This is a genomic window from Bartonella sp. MR90HLJMH (assembly GCF_042194115.1).
GTDB classification, from domain to species: Bacteria; Pseudomonadota; Alphaproteobacteria; order Rhizobiales; family Rhizobiaceae; genus Bartonella; species Bartonella grahamii.
This window is the reverse complement of record NZ_JBHIMM010000003.1, coordinates 49,095-66,906: the sequence shown is the minus strand read 5'-3', so window position 1 is coordinate 66,906 and position 17,812 is coordinate 49,095. Positions and strand designations below refer to the sequence as shown.

The following is a 17,812-nucleotide window of genomic DNA, read 5'->3' as shown; positions in this document are numbered from 1 at the left end:
ATCTAGAGGTAGAATTAATTGTGGCGCCACCGTTGGATTGGGATAAGTTAAGGGTTTTTCACGCTGCAGCAGAAGCGGGATCTTTTACGCATGCTGCTCAAAAGCTTCATTTATCTCAGTCAGCAGTTTCACGACAGGTTTCGGCTTTAGAACAAGAGGTTGGGGTATCCTTATTTCAACGTCATGCGCGTGGTTTGATTCTTACAGAACAGGGAGAAACTCTTTATCGTACAGCTCATGATGTTTTGATGAAGCTTGAAAGTGTACGTTTGCAACTAAGTGAAAGCTATGCAAAACCAACGGGGCACTTGCGTGTGACCTCGACCTTTGGAATGGGGGCAGGGTGGATTGCAGAGCGTATGCCAGAATTTCTTAGTCTTTATCCTGATATGCAGGTTCAGCTTTTGCTTTCCGATGAAGAGCTTGATTTGACAATGTGTCATGCGGATTGTGCTGTTCGCTTACATCAACCCCAACAACCTGATCTTATACAAAGAAAACTCTTTACAATTCATATGCATGTTTATGCTTCGGAAAAGTATATTGCAAATTATGGAAAGCCGGAAAAATTGTCTGATCTCGATGAGCATCGTATTATTTCGTTCGGTGAACCTGTCCCACCTTATTTGTCTGGTTTAAATTGGTTGGAAAAGGCTGGTAGAAGTGATGGATCATTGCGCGTTTCAGTTCTACAAATCAACAATATCATCTCAATAAAGAATGCGCTTATGCGTGATCTTGGGATTGCTGTGCTGCCTGATTATATCGTCAATAATGATGAGCATTTGGTGCGTCTTTTTCCTGATATGGTTGATATTCCTTCTTTTGATACTTTTTTTTGTTATCCTTATAATTTAAAGAATTTGGCAAGGTTAAATGCTTTTCGAGATTATATTTTTTTAAAAGCCCGTCAGTGGTCTTTTTAATGTTAATGCCTTAATTTATAAGGAATAATTAACTTTTTTACAATTTGAGACTCCCCTAATATTCTTTCGTTTTAAATTTGCCCATATTGAATCAATTAAAACTATTCGTTGCACATTAAAAGTGGATGGAGTCCGTGTGGAAAAATACTTTTGAAAAAAGGGATAAATGTTTTTTATGAATGCTAGCAAATGTGAGAGTTATTATATATTGAAAACTGGACAATCGTGTGATGGTGTAGCTTACATTTTTATATTTAATTAATAAAGAGTGGTACATGATGGAGACAAATTTAAAGCTATGTGTTTATTGCATAGCAGATACGCTTAAGTCTTTATTGTACTTTTTCTTATAAAATGACATAGAATGCTATCTCTTGATTATGTTGCCTCCCAGTGCATTTTCTTGAGTGTTCCCTTACGAAGATCTATCAGATTGATTTTATCTCTGAGGATTTTCCAAATTTGCCGGACGTATGTCCGGCTTTTTTTTATTTTTGAAAGAGCTCCTAGAAATTGCAATATATGGGAGGATGATAAGGAAAAAATTTCGAAACTTGTGGATATCCAACAATTTTTTAAGAATACTAAAATTCAATAAGGAGTTTGAGAGAGATTTATTCTGTTGTAGCATAAAAGTCTGTCTTTTAGGGGCGTGATATAAAATATTTAAAACTTTATACATTGAGGTGCTTTTTATTAGAGTGAGAGGTGAATATTTAAGGCAGGTCTTGTTCATAAAGCCTATGAAGTAAATCAAGTCGTTATTAGATAGAACTTAAAGGAAACTGGATTGTTTACATAACGACGGGAGGAGGCTTCTTCTTCATTTTAGGACGAAGAAGAAGCCGAGAAATAGAAAAGATTTGATTATAAGGGCAATTGTGTTTAAAAGTGCTCGATCTTTTTTAGAGTTATAAATTGAATAGAGAAAGCAGAATAGTTTTTTCATCTCTCATGATAATAAACCGATTCATTTATTTGATCGCTAGATTTTTTTGCTCTTTATCTACAGCCTCTATTGTTGTGTTTATTCATGGATATTTTTACTGAATCGATTGATTCAGACCATGATACAATTTCCGATATTTTCTCGGATATACTGACATTCGGCAAAAAAAACGATCACAAGAGATGATATTAAAAATTTTAAATTAAACTGTTGCAAAAGCGCTGTATACGTATACAAGCTTCTTCAAGTAATTCTTCTGATGTTGCATAAGAAATACGAAAAGCTGATCCAAGTCCAAAAGCAGATCCTTGGACGACAGCAACAGCTTCTGTTTCTAGAAGCGCTATGGCAAAGTCTTCATCATTCGTAATACATTGACCGTTGGGTGTTTTCTTTCCAATAAGTCCTGTGCAAGAGGGATAAACATAAAAAGCACCTTCGGGCGTTGGACAGTGAATGCCAGGAGCTTGGTTTAGCATGGAAACAACGAAATCACGGCGTGCTTGAAAAATACTTTTATTTTTAGCGATAAAGCTTTGTGGCCCATTGAGTGCTTCAACAGCAGCCCATTGTGAAATGACACTTGTTCCAGATGTTTGCTGACCTTGAATGGTATCCATAGCTTTAATTAATTCTTGTGGTCCCCCTGCATAGCCGATTCTCCATCCCGTCATCGCATAGGCTTTGGAAACACCATTCATTGTGAGTGTACGCTCATAAAGCGCTGGTTCTACTTGAGCTGGAGTAACAAAGGTAAAACCCTCATATGTGAGATGTTCATATATATCATCGGAAAGAATATAAACATGAGAATATTTTACTAAAACATCTGTGAGTTTTTTCAATTCATTATGTGTATAAGCGGCACCTGATGGATTTGAAGGAGAGTTAAAGATGAACCATTTGGTTTTGGGGGTAATGGCAGCTTCTAGCTCTTGTGGTTGGAGTTTATAAGAAAATTCGGCTTTTGTTTCTAAAAAGACAGGCGTACCACCGTTGAGTGCAACCATTTCTGGATAACTTACCCAATAAGGAGATGGAATGATGACTTCATCCCCTTTATTCAAAGTTGCCATCAATGCATTAAAGAGAATTTGTTTTCCACCGGTACCAACAATAATTTGCTCTGGTTCATAATTGAGATTATTTTCCCTTTTAAACTTTGCAGAAATTGCTTGGCGCAATTCTGGAATTCCAGATATGGGAGGGTATTTTGTTTCTCCTCTTCGAATAGCTTCAATGGCCGCGTTTTTGATGTTGTCTGGGGTATCAAAGTCTGGCTCTCCAGCGCTTAAAGCAATAACGTTGCGCCCTAATGTTTTTAAATGACGGGCTTTTTGGGAAGCAGCAATTGTTGCAGAAGGTTTGATACGAGACAGTTTGTCGGCAATAAAAGCCATAATTTTAAATCCTTATATTATATCAACAAATAGTTATTGCTTTAAGGATATTCTATAAGAGATTATATTGTATGCAATAAAAAACTTCCAAAATACTCTTACACGGGCTTTACATTCTTCTTTTTTGAGATTTTTACAAGATAATTTCTTCTTAGATTTTATGAAAGTTTTAGAGGAAGTATAAGGGAGGTTTGATAAATTGTGCAAAGGAGGTAAGCAGTCTTTTATTTTAACAAGGTAAAATGATGCTTTATACAAAATAAAAAATCTTCGTCGTTACAGACGAAGATTTTTAAATAAAATACTGCAGAATTTAAACTTTAAAGGGCAGCAAGGTTGCCAGCGGCAAATTTTCCTGAACGACGATCTTGAAGAACATCATAAGAAATTTTTTGCCCTTCATTAAGACTGTTTAGACCAGAACGCTCAACGGCAGAAATGTGTACAAATACATCTGCACTACCATCACTAGGCTGAATGAATCCGAAACCTTTTGTTGTATTAAACCACTTAACTGTTCCTGTAGACATAGGAAACTCCTTAGAATATATAATTATATTGAGTATTGAAGCTTTCATTCCTTCAATACGGTTGTAGATCGAAATTAGGTGGGAGAAGTTTCGTCAAAAGTGCAGATCGCACAGGAAAGAAAGTCACGTAACCGAAAATTCGATGAAACCTCTATAAAAGTCTTTAGAACAAAAAGCAAGTCTTAATCAATTTTTATATAAAAAAAATAAGAAAGCAGTGTACCTTTTGCTGAGTAGAAAAAATTCAACTGAAATAACTTTGTAGTGAACGTACTTCAAGGCGCCTTTTTTTGAGTGCTTTGATCGCTTCTACGACGGCTTCGGCTCCAGCTATTGTTGTATAATAGGGAACATTTTGCATGAGTGCTGCATAACGTAATGATTTTGAGTCTGAGATGGCACTGGCAGTGCTAGTTGTATTAAAAATCAATTGAATTTGGCGATTACGAATGGAATCTTCAATATGAGGATGCCCTTCTAGGACTTTGTTGATTTTTGTTGCTTCAACGTGGTGTTCGGTAAGAAATTTATGTGTTCCACTTGTGGCAACAACAGAAAAGCCAAGCTCAGTTAAACGTTTTACAGGATTTAAGATGCGTTTTTTATCTTCATCTCTTACAGAAACGAACAAAGTTCCCTCTTTAGGGAGTTTTACACCAGCTCCAAGTTGTGCTTTAGCAAAAGCAAGCGAAAATTCATAGTCAAGTCCCATAACTTCACCGGTTGAGCGCATTTCTGGACCAAGAAGTGTATCAACACCTGAAAAACGAGCAAAAGGAAACACTGCTTCCTTGACGGCAATATGTTGTTTTTTCTGCAAGGAAGGTAATCCACCATAAGCTTGAAGAGCATCATGAAGTGTTTCTCCTGCCATAATACGTGCAGCCATTTTAGCAATAGGGCGACCAATCGTTTTTGCAACAAATGGGACAGTACGTGAAGCACGGGGATTGACTTCTAAGACATAAATGGTGTCATCTTTTATAGCATATTGTACATTCATTAAGCCGCGAACATGAAGTGCTTGTGCTAATGCTTTGGTTTGGCGCTCTAATTCAGTAACTATTTTATTTGAGAGCGTACGGACTGGTAAAGAACATGCTGAATCACCAGAGTGGATACCAGCTTCTTCAATGTGTTCCATAATACCAACAATCAGTGTTTCGTTGCCATCACATAGACAATCAACGTCTACTTCAATTGCTTCTGTTAAATAGGTATCAAAGAGAAGCGGATTTTTACCAAGCAATATATTGATTTGTCCTGTTGTGTCGTTAGGATAACGGACTTTGATATCTTCTGAAATTAATTCTGGGACACTTTCAAGTAAATAATTTTGTAAGCTACGTTCATCACGGATAATTTGCATAGCACGTCCTCCTAAAACATAAGAGGGACGTACAACCAATGGGAAGCCTAGTTCGTGGGCAATGAGGCGTGCTTGTTCGATGGAGTGAGCAATACCATTTTGAGGTTGTGTTAAGTTAAGTTTAAATAACAGTTTTTGAAAGCGATCTCTATCTTCTGCTAAGTCGATAGCGTCAGGTGAAGTACCCAAGATGGGAATGTTGTGTTTTTCTAGAGCGCTTGCCAATTTCAAGGGTGTTTGTCCGCCAAATTGGACGATGACTCCAACCAAATCTCCTTTTTCCTGTTCTGCTTCTAAAATAGCGATAACATCTTCTGTTGTTAAAGATTCAAAGTAAAGGCGATCAGAGGTATCATAGTCGGTTGAAACTGTTTCAGGATTACAGTTAATCATAATCGCTTCAAAGCCTGCATCACGCAGTGCAAAAGCAGCGTGGCAGCAACAGTAATCAAATTCAATACCTTGCCCAATGCGGTTTGGTCCACCGCCTAAAATAGCAATTTTTTTGCGTTCAGAAATGTGTGCTTCCGAGTGCTCTATACCTGCAAAGGGAACTTCATATGTTGAATACATATAGGCTGTAGGAGAAGAAAATTCAGCGGCACAAGTGTCAATCCGTTTGAAGACGTGTTTAACATTCAGTGATTTGCGTAAAGCTGCGATATCATCGGGTTCTTTTCCAGTAAGGGAGGCTAATCGCGCATCTGAAAATCCCATAGCTTTTAACATACGTAAGTTATCTGCGTCTTGGGGTAATCCATGAACGCGGATACGCTGCTCCATTTCAATGATGGAGGCTATTTGTTCTAAAAACCACGGATCAATTTTGCTAATTTGGTGAATCTCATCTAAGGGTAAGCCTGTGCGCATGGCTTGAGCAATATAGCGTAGACGATCAGGGCTTGGTATTGCAATGGCGGAGCGTATAGAACTTTTTTCATCACCTTCAGCATGCTCTGGAATAACAATTTCATCAAGACCCGTAAGTCCTGTTTCAAGTCCACGGAGTGCTTTTTGTAACGATTCTTGAAAAGTGCGTCCAATTGCCATGACTTCTCCTACAGATTTCATCGCAGTTGTGAGGACAGGTGATGAACCGGGAAATTTTTCGAAAGCAAAACGAGGAATTTTTGTCACAATATAGTCAATAGAAGGTTCAAATGATGCTGGTGTTGCACCACCCGTTATATCATTTTTTAATTCATCAAGAGTATAACCAACAGCCAGTTTAGCGGCTACTTTGGCAATGGGAAACCCCGTTGCTTTTGAGGCAAGCGCTGAAGAGCGAGAAACACGTGGATTCATTTCAATAACAATGAGGCGCCCATTTTCAGGATTGACAGCAAACTGTACATTGGATCCCCCCGTTTCAACACCAATTTCACGCAAAACAGCAATCGAAGCATTACGCATACATTGATATTCTTTATCTGTTAAGGTGAGAGCAGGCGCTACAGTGATCGAATCACCGGTATGAATCCCCATTGGATCAATGTTTTCAATAGAACAAACAATGATACAGTTGTCGTTCTTATCACGAACAACTTCCATCTCATATTCTTTCCACCCTAAAACACTTTCTTCAATTAAAACTTCAGTTGTAGGCGAAGCTTCAAGACCGCGTTCGATAATTTCATAAAATTCAGAACGATTGTAAGCGATTCCACCACCGGTTCCACCAAGGGTAAATGAAGGACGAATAATAGCTGGAAGTCCAACAACATCAAGAGCTTGAACTGCTTTTGCTGTTGCATGGGCGATATAATGTTGTTTGCGATCAGTTTCGGTATGTCGCCAGTTGCGCTCAAGTTCTTCGAGTGCTTTGTCAAGTGCAGCACCAGAAAGTTTTGCTTTAAGTTCAGCACGCGTTTTTGCGTGCTGTCGGCGATTTTCTTCTTTTAGTTCTGTTGCATTGGCTAACATAGAGCGTGGCGTTTCCAAACCGATTTTTGCCATCGCTTGGCGGAATAAAGCACGATCTTCAGCTTTATCAATAGCATCAGCATTGGCCCCTATCATTTCAACATGATAGCGGTCTAAAATACCCATACGCTTTAATGATAAAGCAGTGTTGAGGGCTGTTTGTCCTCCCATAGTGGGCAAAAGGGCATCGGGACGTTCGTGGGCAATAATTTTGGCAACTATTTCAGGAGTAATGGGCTCTATATAAGTTGCATCAGCTAGATCTGGATCTGTCATAATCGTGGCAGGATTAGAATTTACCAAAATAATTCGATAACCTTCTTCTTTTAATGCTTTACAGGCTTGTGTGCCTGAATAATCAAATTCACATGCCTGACCAATGATAATAGGTCCTGCTCCGATGATAAGAATAGATTTTATATCTGTGCGTTTGGGCATGGCTTTTTCCTATGACAAATATCTGTGCGCGATTGTTGCGGGTAAAATATTTCAGTTCTGAGGCTACAGTCATTTTATAAGTTAAGTGACAAAGAAAGTAAGCACTAAAATACCTTTTCCATGCTTTTTTTCATAAAATTGAAGATAAATTTCTTTTTTGAGCTGAGTCATCTCGTAAGTATATCAAAAGTATGATCTTTGATAAAAAAATAATAGTAGTACTCCAACAAATTAGAATATTTAAGCATACTGTGGAGAATAAAAGCCGGAACATCTTTTCAGTCCATTGCCGGCACATTTTGTGTTTTATGACGTTGTTTTCCTAAAGAGAGGGCGCGCACTTTTTCTGTTTCTTGTAAAACATAAGCCACTATTGATGGTTCGATGGGATTTCGTAAAATAAAATGGGAAGTTTATCTTGTTGTTCCGTAAAATACTGCCGTTTAGAGCTGTGATATAAGGTATGAAAATTTACCACATTAAGGTGTTTTTTGTTAGAGTATATGATAGAATTCAGGGCGGGATTTGTTTTTAGAGAGCTTGTGAAATAAACCATATGAAATGGTCTTAGTTGGAATCTGTTATATAAAAAGCAAGATTGTTGATAGATCTGTTCTGGTCGAATTTTCCGTTTTAGGGTAGGAAGAAAGTCAATTGATGTATATTTCCATTTCATAAAAGGGTGAGAGTGTATTTTAATACAATGGCTAAGGAGATAATTTCAGAATGATTTTGTTTGCTGTTAAAAGATAGTGAATACTCTCTCTTTACTTTATGGATGATGTTCAAAAATATTTAAAAATATAAAGAAGGCTAAAATGCTGAACATTTCCCAAACGAGAATATTCTGTCTGAAAGATGTATCAATAGGAAAGCTTTTGGTGGCTAGGTCTCAAAAAGGGATTTGTTATATAGCGTTAGGAGATACTATAGAACAATTATTACAGGAGTTTACGATACGATTTGGCAATGCACAACAAGTTGTAGGTGACAATACATTTAAGAGAGAAGTTGCTCATATTATAGCTATGATAGAAACACCTAAGTTGGTCAAAAAATATAATTTTCCCTTAGATATAAATGGTACAGTTTTTCAACGACAAGTATGGGCAGTATTATGTGATATACCATGTGGTGAAACAATTTCATATGAAGTCTTAGCATGCCGTATTGGTATACCGAACGCTTTTCGTGCCGTTGCTAATGCGTGTGCACGTAACGAATTGGCTGTTATCATTCCGTGTCATCGTGTTGTGCGTAAAAATGGTTTTATTTCAGGGTATCGTTGGGGATCCAAACGGAAACAGATTTTGCTACAACGAGAACAAAATGGAGGAATTTAATTTTGTGTGATGGGCATTATAATCGTTACAGTTGTCCCTTTCATTTCTTTTGAGGTAATTTCAAGTTTTCCTTTGTGGAGTTCTAGCAAGGAGCGTGAAATGGCTAAGCCAAGACCTGAGCCCGTGTGAGATTTAGTAAGCTGATTTTCAACTTGTTCAAAAGGTTGCCCAAGTTTTTTAATTGCTGATTGGGGAATACCAACACCTGTATCTGTAATTTTAAAAATAAGGTTGTTTTTTTTCTTGAAAGCGCAAACATCAATATTTCCGCCAGAAGGCGTAAATTTAACGGCATTAGAGATGAGATTAAGGAAAATCTGTTTCATAGCACGACCATCAACTTCAGCATGAAGTTCTGGCGTAATGTTTGTTGTAACAACAATATTTTTTTCTTGAGCTTGAGGCGTTAGTGTTCGTACTGCTTCACTAATGATGGGCTCAAGATCGGTATTTTTACAATCAAGCGAAAATCTTCCAGCTTCAATTTTTGACATATCAAGGATGTCATTGATAAGGGTTAGAAGATGGGTTCCCGAATTGTAAATATCATGCATATATTCCTTATAGCGTTGTGAGCCAAGAGGTCCAAAAGTCGATTGCAACATGATATCTGAAAAGCCGAGAATAGCGTTAAGAGGAGTGCGCAATTCATGGGACATATTAGCCAAAAACTCTGATTTAGCTTTGTTAGCACTTTCAGCACGCTCTTTTTCTGCCTTGAGACTTTTATTAAGTTTTTCAACTTCTGAGGCACGTTGTTGAGCACTTCCTCGAGCACGTTTGAGTTCTTGAATAAAAGAAAAAAGACGCCTTTCACTGTCTTCAAATTTTTCCTGTTGTTGTTTAAGCTCAGAAATGTCAGTACCAATACAAACCAATCCTCCGTCTTGGGTCCGCCGTTCGTTAATTTTGAGCCAACAACCATCTGCCGTTTGGCGAATACTGGTTAAGTTACCAGTACCATCATCTTTAAGGGGATATTCACTGATAGCAGGGCGTGCCATGGCTTCGACGGTTGCACGTTGGATACCGGATTGTAGAATTTGTTTAGGAATAGCAGCATATTCGCAAAATTTGCTGTTGGACATGACTAAACGTCCTTCTGAATCCCACAAGACGAAAGATTCTGAAATGTTTTCAATTGCATCACGGATACGAAGGTCGGCTTGCGCTGTTTGTTCAGCCAATTGTTGCTGTTCACTAATATCGAAGGAAATACCAACCAAATGGGGTTCTTCTTCTTCAGTAACTTCAGCACGAATGCGCATCCAGACATAATGGCCATCGGCATGACGCATGGGAACGTTAATATCGATATGCTTTTTTTTACCGCTCATTAATTCCTGAGCAAGATCAAAAAAATTCGCATCATTTGGATTGATAATGGCGCTAATTTGGGAAATTGAGAGCAATGCATCTTGAGGGACATAGCCCAGCATTTCATACATTGCTCGTGACCAGTAGACGCGTCCACTTGCCATATTCCAATCCCATAGTCCACAGCGTCCACGCATCATTGCCATATCAATACGGTTTTGAATTTTTTCTGAGACAAGATCCGTTTTGCGTGCTCGTACAATTTGGTTGTAATAAGCATAAAGAAGAGCGAGGATAACGCCACTAGTTCCAATGAACAGGGTTATATTTAACGAGAGAATTTTCCGCCATTCCATGGCGCTATCTTGCATTTTTTCGCTAATGAATACGCCATATTGCCCATTTTCTGTTTGCTGAAATGAAGCAAGAGCAGGGGCATCTTTTCCTATTGTGATTTTCATAATTCCAACGTGCTGTCCAAGAGATTGTAAAGCAATGCTGTCAGAGATAAAATCTTGCAAAGGTTTTCCTAAAGAAATCTCTGAACTGGATGAAGCTAAGACATTTCCTTTTTGATCAATAATGGCGATCAGAGTGCTAGGATTAATAAGATCTTGATTACGAAAAGTGGTGAGGATATTTTGGAAATGACTATGAGAAAGGGCAGAGACTTTTCCTTTCTGAGAAACAGCCAGTAAGTCATGATTAATTGTATTGGTAATATGAGAAGCTAAGAAAGTGATGGTAGAACGCGTGTTCTTATCAATCGTGTTACGCCAATCATAGAGTGATATAAAACGAATTGATGCAAGTACAATAAGAAATGCTAAAATAACAAACGGAAGCGAGCGACGCAACCAAGGTTCAATAAAGAGAAGCTTTTGATAGGCGGAGCCAGAAAGCAGATGAATACGTTTTTTCTGCGCTTTATGACTTGGAGCGCTCGATTTTGAATCAGTATACACCTCCGTTGGCGCATGATATGCGTCCAATTTAGCCATTTCCAGTTCCTTTAATTATGGAATAATGTGATTTAAAAACTGCTTCGATATTCATAGTAACCCCATCGAGTGCAATGAATCAAAACAGGAGTCTTCTGTCCAGTCTTTTTTTTAAAAAAAATAATTTTACTTCTATGAACTTGGAATATGAAAAGGAAAAGGCACTTTAAACATGATCTATAAACAGGCTTAGATTGCCTGTTTATAGATTTAATGATGATCGAATAGTCTGTAGAATTTATTTAAAAAATATTATAGAATATTGATTTAAAATAATTTTTCGTTTCAAGTGAGCAGACGGTTGATAATATCAGCGACATCGCTTGATAATTTTGGCGCAGCAGCAATTGTTTTTAATTCAGTTTCAAGTTTTTGTTGTCGAATGGGTTCTAATTGTCGCCAAGAGCGCATCGTCGTTAATAATCGTGAAGCGAGCTGTGGATTTTTTTTGTCAATTTCCAAAATGATTTGGCAAAGAAAATGATAAGATGCTCCATCCATCCTGTTAAAGCCCGTGAGATTGTTAGAGGAAAAGACACCGATTAGGGAACGCACACGATTGGGATTGTCTTTTGAAAATAGCGGGTGTTGCATGAGCTTTTGAACATTCTCGAGCGTTGATGCCCCTGCAACCATTGCTTGAATGGAGAACCATTTATCCATGACCAAAGGATCATGGTGATAGCGGTTTTCAAAATCATTTAAGGCATTTTGCGCCTGCTCACTTTCATTAAAACGCTTCACGAGAACAGCGATACTAGCCATACGGTCAGTCATATTATCAGCTGTTGCATATTGTGCGGCAGCACGATTTGGATTGGCCTCAGTAATGGAAAGATAATCCAGTATTATATTCTTTAATGCTCGCTTTCCAGCTTGTACAGTGTTTGATGAATAGGGCTCTTTGGTTTGCATTTGCCCATAAAATTTTGTGAAGAGCCCTTGATGTGTATGTGCGAGCGAAGCTAAAAACTGATTGCGCACATGATGAATACGCTCTGGGTCAACATTTTTACCAAGTGTATGGGCAAGTTCAACTTCGCTCGGTAAACTTAAACAAAATGCACGAAACTCAGGTTCAAGACTTTCATCTGTAATGATAGCTTCAATCAATTTTATCAAAGCAGAGGGCATCCCCTCTTTTGCTTTTGTTTCATCTTGAATGCTTTGAATCAAAGCTTGCGTCATTAAATGATTAAGAGATTGCCAGCGATTGATGTGATTGTCATCATGTTGTGCAAGAAAAATAAGTTCGCTTTCATTGAATGGAGTTTGTAGATTGATTGGCGCAGAGAAGTCTCTAAGCAGTGATAAAACAGGTTTTTCACGCAGACCCTTTAATGTAAACGTTTGGTTTTCCTTGGATAAAAGCATAACGTTTGATTGAATATCTGTATCCGCTTCATAGGTGAGGTTTTCTCCATTAGGTCCTAACAAGCCAAATAATATAGGGATAAGCATGGGCTTTTTTGTATTTTGTTGTGGGGTTGCCGGAATATGTTGCTTTGCATGAATTGTTAAAACACCATCGCTATAATGACTATCGATTTCTACATTTGGTGTTCCAGCTTGTTCATACCACAACATGAATTGGGAAAAGTCTTGACCAGATACTTCAGCAAAACAGGTGATAAAATCTTCAATTGTACAAGCTTGTCCATCATGACGTTGAAAATAAAGATCAGTACCTTTACGAAACAGAGAGGGTCCTAAAATAGTCCGTATCATGCGAACAACTTCAGCACCTTTTTCATAAACAGTTGTGGTGTAAAAATTGTTAATTTGGCTATATTGACGAGGACGTACAGGATGAGCGAGGGGACCAGCGTCTTCGGCAAATTGAGTAGCTTTTAATGTTTTTATATTTTCAATTCGCTGTAGGCTGCGTACATTTTGATCTGATGAAAATTCCTGATCACGATAAACAGTGAATCCTTCTTTTAAACAGAGTTGAAACCAATCGCGACAGGTAATACGATTACCGCTCCAATTATGGAAATATTCATGTGCAATGACACGTTCAACATTTCTATAATCTTGATCGGTTGCTGTTTCAGGATCTGCCAGAACATATTTATCATTAAAAACGTTAAGTCCCTTGTTTTCCATTGCTCCCATGTTAAAGTCGGACACAGCAACAATATTGAAAACATCAAGATCATATTCGCGCCCAAAACATTGTTCATCCCAACGCATGGAACGTTTAAGAGCATCCATTGCATAGGTTGCGCGTTTGGTTTTTCCTTTTTCCACATAGATACCAAGCTCGATACGTCGTCCAGATACAGTTGTAAAATGATCTTCTAACTTATCAAGATCTCCACCTACTAAAGCAAAGAGATAAGATGGTTTGGGATAAGGATCTTCCCAAATGGCAAAATGGCGATTATTCTCTAAAGTTCCTGTTTCCACTAGATTACCATTTGAAAGCAAGATTGGGATTGTTTGGGAATCTGCTTCAATTTTCACTCTATAGATAGAAAGAACATCTGGGCGGTCGTAAAAATAAGTAATACGACGAAAGCCTTCCGATTCGCATTGTGTGCAATAAACACCATTTGAAAGATAAAGGCCCATAAGTTGGCGGTTGCTTTCAGGATTCAGTTCCGTAACCAATTTCAATGTAAAAGGAGCCGCTGGTGGGTTTGTAATTTCTAAACGTGAAGGCGTCACTTTATAAGTGTTTGGAGCTAACGTCTCACCATTGATAGAAACGGAAATTAAAGTAAGATCATCACCAGAAAGAACAAGAGGTGTTAATTCTTTTGTATTGTGACGGGGTTCAATAGACAATATGGCTGTAACATAGGTTTTTGTTGGTGCCAATTGGAAGGAAAGTTGTGTTTTAGGGATAGCGTAAGGGGTTGGCTGGTAGTCTTCCAAACGATAAATAGATGTTGTTGGCTGTTCCATAGTTTTTCCCATTCGTATTTTAAGAGTTAAAGAAGGTGTTTAATTTTAGAGTCAAAGAAGATTACAGAATTACAAAAGGCTATCGAGGCGATTTTTTACTTCTAAGAAGTCTGTCCATGTAAGTTTTTTTTGACTAGGGGTTCGGAGAAGGTAGGCAGGGTGGAAAGTTGGCATAACAGGTATTTTTATATTATCCTCACTTTCATAAATATGCCATTTCCCTCGTGTTCGGATAATCCCATTTTGAGATCCCGTAAGAAACTGTGCAGCAATGCCTCCCAGTGCTATAAGTACACGAGGACGCGCTAAATAAATGTGCCGTTCAATAAAAGGGCGGCACAAGGCAACTTCTCTTGGTGTTGGTGTACGATTTCCTGGTGGACGCCAAGGAATAGTGTTGGCAATGTAAACATTATTTCTTGTTAAGCCAATTGATGCGAGGATTTTATTAAGCAACATCCCTGCTTTTCCCACAAAAGGAATTCCTTGTATATCCTCTTCTCGTCCTGGTGCTTCGCCTATAAGCATCAGGGGGCTTCCTGCTGTTCCATCTGAAAAGCAGGTATTTTTTGCTGTCAATTTTAGTGAACAGCCATTAAATGCGAGGAGCGCAGATTTTAATTCATCAAGTGTTTTTGCATTGTTTGCACTCTCTATAGCTGTGGGTTCATTTTGTATAGCCCCCCTAGAGTTATGCAGCGGACGATGATCTGATTTTACGGTGGGAGATGTTTGTTGATTATGAGAAATGTTCACGACAGATATTAATTTGCTCTCTGAACAAGCAGACTGCTTAAAACGATTAATAGGGAAATTTGTCAGAACAGCATCCGCACCACTTTCTTTATAAAAGTTTAAGAGTTCTTCATAGGAAATTGAGCACGGCGTTTGATTTAACATTTTATTTTTTCTAATGATCTAGCAACTATAGATCAAACAAAATTATCCTTCAAGTTTTATAAATGTATTCGCTAGCCATTAATGTACAAGAACGCTGATAGGATTCTCTCTTTTCACAAAAAAGGCAAATCGTAAAATGCGAGTGTTCGCGATTATATACATCTTTAAATGTACAATTTGTTTAAATTACGCTATTTTAAATTTTTAAACAGACTAAGCTCTTTATAATAAAAGAATTCTCTACTGAATGCAAGTGGTATGATAACATTTTTGATCATTATATTCTATATTTAATAATTAATGAAAGTGATTTTTGTAGTATTTTATTTGTAATAATTAAGTATAAATTTTTTATTATTATATTTTTATCTTTTTTTTAATAATTTTTATTAAAAATATTAAATATATTAATGAGATATATAAATATTACTTTTATATGAGAAAATATTAGATATATGAGAAAATACTAAGACTTTACAAACTGTTTTTGCAATGGGTTAAAAGCAATGTGTAGATATATGCTTTTGCTTTTTTTACAGCTGAAATGAGAGGTTCATTTAATGCTAAATGCGCAGCAATAGCGCTTGAGAGAATGCAACCTGTTCCTCGCATTGTTCCTTTTAAACGTGGCGTAGAAATATTTATGACTTCAGTTTTGTCAATGAAGCTATCAATTGCAAGAGGACCCTCTGCATGTCCCCCTTTTACTAAAATAGATCGAGCTCCCAATGACAAAAGTTTTTTTGCTTGTTGTATTGCTTGCTCATCATGAGATGCCAATGGACTTTGGCTAAGAAGAGCAAGTTCTTCTCTATTCGGTGTTAAAAGAGTAACATGAGAAAGCAGTTTATCGATCATCGTGTCGATGATTGCTTCCGTTGTTAGTTTTCCTCCTGATGAAGCGACAAGTACGGGGTCCAAAATAACTGGAACATGGGGATAGTCTTTGAGTACGTTACAGATTGCTGTTATAATTGCTTTTGTACCCATCATACCGATTTTTATTGCGCTTATTGGATTTGCTTCTAGGGCAGCACGCATTTGCGCAGCGACGAGGTCTTCACGCATTGGAATGATTTCGGCAACGCGATTATCATCTTGTACGTTAACACAAGTGATTGCCAAATTTGCTTTTATTTGAAAATGTGCAGCGGTTTCTATATCACGAACAATACCGGCACCTCCTGTTGGATCCGTGCCTGCAACAATAAGAATGGAAGGTATCAACGCCATGTTTGTGTCACTTTTATCCACTGTTGGACACGTTCTTCAGGTTTTTTATGGAGGATAATATCAGTCACAACAGCAGCACTATTTGCTCCCGCTTTTAAAACACCAACTGCGCGTTCTGGTGTTAAACCACCAATACCCACCAAAGGTAAAGCACCAATCCGCTTTCTCCATTGTTTGATTTTTTCTAGTCCTTGCGGCATCCATTTCATTTTTTTTAAGATTGTCGGATAAATAGGACCAAGTGCAATATACTCAGGATTAACAGAGAGTGCGATATCCAATTCATGTTCATCATGTGTACTAAGACCAACTTTTATACCACTTTTACGAATTGCGTGAAGATCAGCATTGCTTAGGTCTTCTTGTCCCAGATGAATAAAATTGCACTTTTCATCAATTGCTATTTCCCAATGATCATTAATAATTAATTGTGCTCCCAATTTATTGCATATGTTTTTTGCGCGCTTGATATGTTGACGGATTATTTGTTGATTTTCATGTTTCATACGCAATTGTACGAGCTTGATGCCAAGAGGGAGCAAACGTTCAATCCAATCAGCGTTATCAACGATGAGGTAAAATGGATCCAGTTTCATGAAAATACTGCTTTTCCAATGACTGGCGTTGAAGGGACTGCTACATTGCGTGCTTCGATCATGCCAGCTTTATATCCCATACGTCCTGCTTGAACAGCTTTAGAAAATGCTTCAGCCATTAAGACAGGATCACCTGCTTTAGCAACTGCGGTATTAAGCAGTACTGCATCATAACCGAGTTCCATCGCAATGGCGGCATGTGATGGGCGTCCAATGCCGGCATCAATAACAAGAGTAGCGTCAGGAAGGTAAGCACGGATAGAACGCAATCCATCAGTATTATGAGGTCCTTTGGCAGAACCAATAGGAGCACACCAAGGCATAATAACACGGCAACCAATGTCGAAAAGTTTTTCAGCAACAATGAGATCATCCGTTGTGTAAGCAAAAATTTTGAAACCTTCATTGTTTAAAATTTGCGCTGCTTCGATTAAGGAAAAAATATTTGGCTGTAAGGTGTCTGGGTTTCCTATCACTTCGAGTTTAATCCAAGCTGTTTTAAAGAGATCTCTTGCTAATTGCGCTGTGGTTACGGCCTCTTTAACAGTATAACAACCAGCAGTATTAGGAAGCACTGTTACCCCAAGTTCTTGAAGAAATTGCCAAAATTGTCCACCTTGTTTTCCACCTGCCGTTTCACGACGCAAGGAAACAGTCACAATTTCCGTATTCGATTTATGAATAGCATCACGAAGAATTGCTGGTGAAGGATATTGCGCTGTACCTAATAGAAGACGGGAAGAGAATTGTCGTCCATAAAGATTCAGCATAATTTTAGCCTCCTTGCATTGGGCTTAAAATTTCAATTTTATCTCCTTCATGCAAGACAAATTGGCTTCGTGCATCTATGGAAACAACTTCAGCGTTAACAGCGGTTGCAAGCCAATTTCCTTCATACCCCAATTCTTCAAGTAAGAGACCGAGAGTCATAACTTCTGTTTGGACTGTTTCACCATTAACAAATATTTGCATGC

The 17,812-nt window shown here is 38.0% G+C and carries 12 protein-coding genes; 2 read left to right on the top strand and 10 right to left on the bottom strand.

The window, feature by feature from the left end:
- The first annotated feature begins 20 nt into the window (after nt 1-20).
- Nucleotides 21-926: a LysR family transcriptional regulator gene (locus ACFIJ9_RS02815; protein ID WP_012754906.1), complete on the top strand. Its 906-nt coding sequence runs from the start codon at nt 21-23 to the stop codon at nt 924-926.
- A gap of 1,146 nt (nt 927-2,072) precedes the next feature.
- On the opposite strand, the gene ACFIJ9_RS02810 is transcribed toward ACFIJ9_RS02815, so the two are convergent.
- The 3 genes from ACFIJ9_RS02810 to carB all read right to left on the bottom strand — a co-directional run bounded on the left by ACFIJ9_RS02810 (nt 2,073) and on the right by carB (nt 7,535).
- Entirely contained in the window at nt 2,073-3,275 is a 1,203-nt protein-coding gene (locus ACFIJ9_RS02810; protein WP_375635705.1) for a pyridoxal phosphate-dependent aminotransferase, read from the bottom strand.
- Between the two features lie 320 nt (nt 3,276-3,595).
- Nucleotides 3,596-3,805: a cold-shock protein gene (locus ACFIJ9_RS02805; RefSeq protein ID WP_012754908.1), complete on the bottom strand. Its 210-nt coding sequence runs from the start codon at nt 3,803-3,805 to the stop codon at nt 3,596-3,598.
- 244 nt (nt 3,806-4,049) lie between these two features.
- A complete protein-coding gene (gene carB / locus ACFIJ9_RS02800; RefSeq protein ID WP_375635704.1) occupies nt 4,050-7,535 on the bottom strand; it encodes a carbamoyl-phosphate synthase large subunit in 3,486 nt (1,161 codons plus the stop codon).
- A gap of 818 nt (nt 7,536-8,353) precedes the next feature.
- Between carB and ACFIJ9_RS02795 the strand changes: the two genes are divergently transcribed.
- Nucleotides 8,354-8,878 carry a methylated-DNA--[protein]-cysteine S-methyltransferase gene (locus ACFIJ9_RS02795; RefSeq protein WP_273788414.1) on the top strand — a complete coding sequence of 175 codons (525 nt, stop codon included), beginning with the start codon at nt 8,354-8,356 and terminating at the stop codon, nt 8,876-8,878.
- Here ACFIJ9_RS02795 and ACFIJ9_RS02790 read toward each other — a convergent pair.
- The 7 genes from ACFIJ9_RS02790 to thiS form a co-directional block, all read right to left on the bottom strand.
- Complete coding sequence (locus ACFIJ9_RS02790) at nt 8,875-11,196, bottom strand: ATP-binding protein (RefSeq protein ID WP_375635703.1); 2,322 nt, start codon at nt 11,194-11,196, stop codon at nt 8,875-8,877. The two genes, ACFIJ9_RS02795 and ACFIJ9_RS02790, sit on opposite strands and share 4 nt — an antisense overlap.
- Nucleotides 11,197-11,481: 285 nt before the next feature.
- A complete protein-coding gene (pepN, locus tag ACFIJ9_RS02785) occupies nt 11,482-14,109 on the bottom strand; it encodes an aminopeptidase N (RefSeq protein ID WP_375635702.1) in 2,628 nt (875 codons plus the stop codon).
- Between the two features lie 69 nt (nt 14,110-14,178).
- The gene (locus ACFIJ9_RS02780) at nt 14,179-15,009 is read right to left on the bottom strand and encodes a uracil-DNA glycosylase family protein (protein ID WP_375635701.1); all 831 of its coding nucleotides are present in this window, start codon (nt 15,007-15,009) and stop codon (nt 14,179-14,181) included.
- Between the two features lie 474 nt (nt 15,010-15,483).
- A complete protein-coding gene (locus tag ACFIJ9_RS02775) occupies nt 15,484-16,242 on the bottom strand; it encodes a hydroxymethylpyrimidine/phosphomethylpyrimidine kinase (RefSeq protein ID WP_012754914.1) in 759 nt (252 codons plus the stop codon).
- Nucleotides 16,233-16,838 carry a thiamine phosphate synthase gene (locus tag ACFIJ9_RS02770; RefSeq protein WP_273723616.1) on the bottom strand — a complete coding sequence of 202 codons (606 nt, stop codon included), beginning with the start codon at nt 16,836-16,838 and terminating at the stop codon, nt 16,233-16,235. Before ACFIJ9_RS02770 ends, ACFIJ9_RS02775 begins: the two co-directional genes overlap by 10 nt.
- Nucleotides 16,835-17,608 carry a thiazole synthase gene (locus tag ACFIJ9_RS02765; RefSeq protein WP_012754916.1) on the bottom strand — a complete coding sequence of 258 codons (774 nt, stop codon included), beginning with the start codon at nt 17,606-17,608 and terminating at the stop codon, nt 16,835-16,837. The genes ACFIJ9_RS02770 and ACFIJ9_RS02765 overlap by 4 nt, the downstream gene beginning before the upstream one ends.
- Nucleotides 17,609-17,612: 4 nt before the next feature.
- Complete coding sequence (gene thiS, locus ACFIJ9_RS02760) at nt 17,613-17,810, bottom strand: sulfur carrier protein ThiS (protein ID WP_012754917.1); 198 nt, start codon at nt 17,808-17,810, stop codon at nt 17,613-17,615.
- Between the last annotated feature and the right edge of the window lie 2 nt (nt 17,811-17,812).

Excerpts from the sequence above, each read along its gene's own strand:
- ACFIJ9_RS02770 (WP_273723616.1), bottom strand. The coding sequence starts at position 16,838 with ATGAAACTGGATCCATTTTACCTCATCGTTGATAACGCTGATTGGATT.
- carB (WP_375635704.1), bottom strand. The coding sequence starts at position 7,535 with ATGCCCAAACGCACAGATATAAAATCTATTCTTATCATCGGAGCAGGA.
- ACFIJ9_RS02775 (WP_012754914.1), bottom strand. The coding sequence starts at position 16,242 with ATGGCGTTGATACCTTCCATTCTTATTGTTGCAGGCACGGATCCAACA.
- ACFIJ9_RS02790 (WP_375635703.1), bottom strand. The coding sequence starts at position 11,196 with ATGGCTAAATTGGACGCATATCATGCGCCAACGGAGGTGTATACTGAT.
- thiS (WP_012754917.1), bottom strand. The coding sequence starts at position 17,810 with ATGCAAATATTTGTTAATGGTGAAACAGTCCAAACAGAAGTTATGACT.
- ACFIJ9_RS02765 (WP_012754916.1), bottom strand. The coding sequence starts at position 17,608 with ATGCTGAATCTTTATGGACGACAATTCTCTTCCCGTCTTCTATTAGGT.
- pepN (WP_375635702.1), bottom strand. The coding sequence starts at position 14,109 with ATGGAACAGCCAACAACATCTATTTATCGTTTGGAAGACTACCAGCCA.
- ACFIJ9_RS02795 (WP_273788414.1), top strand. The coding sequence starts at position 8,354 with ATGCTGAACATTTCCCAAACGAGAATATTCTGTCTGAAAGATGTATCA.
- ACFIJ9_RS02810 (WP_375635705.1), bottom strand. The coding sequence starts at position 3,275 with ATGGCTTTTATTGCCGACAAACTGTCTCGTATCAAACCTTCTGCAACA.
- ACFIJ9_RS02805 (WP_012754908.1), bottom strand. The coding sequence starts at position 3,805 with ATGTCTACAGGAACAGTTAAGTGGTTTAATACAACAAAAGGTTTCGGA.
- ACFIJ9_RS02780 (WP_375635701.1), bottom strand. The coding sequence starts at position 15,009 with ATGTTAAATCAAACGCCGTGCTCAATTTCCTATGAAGAACTCTTAAAC.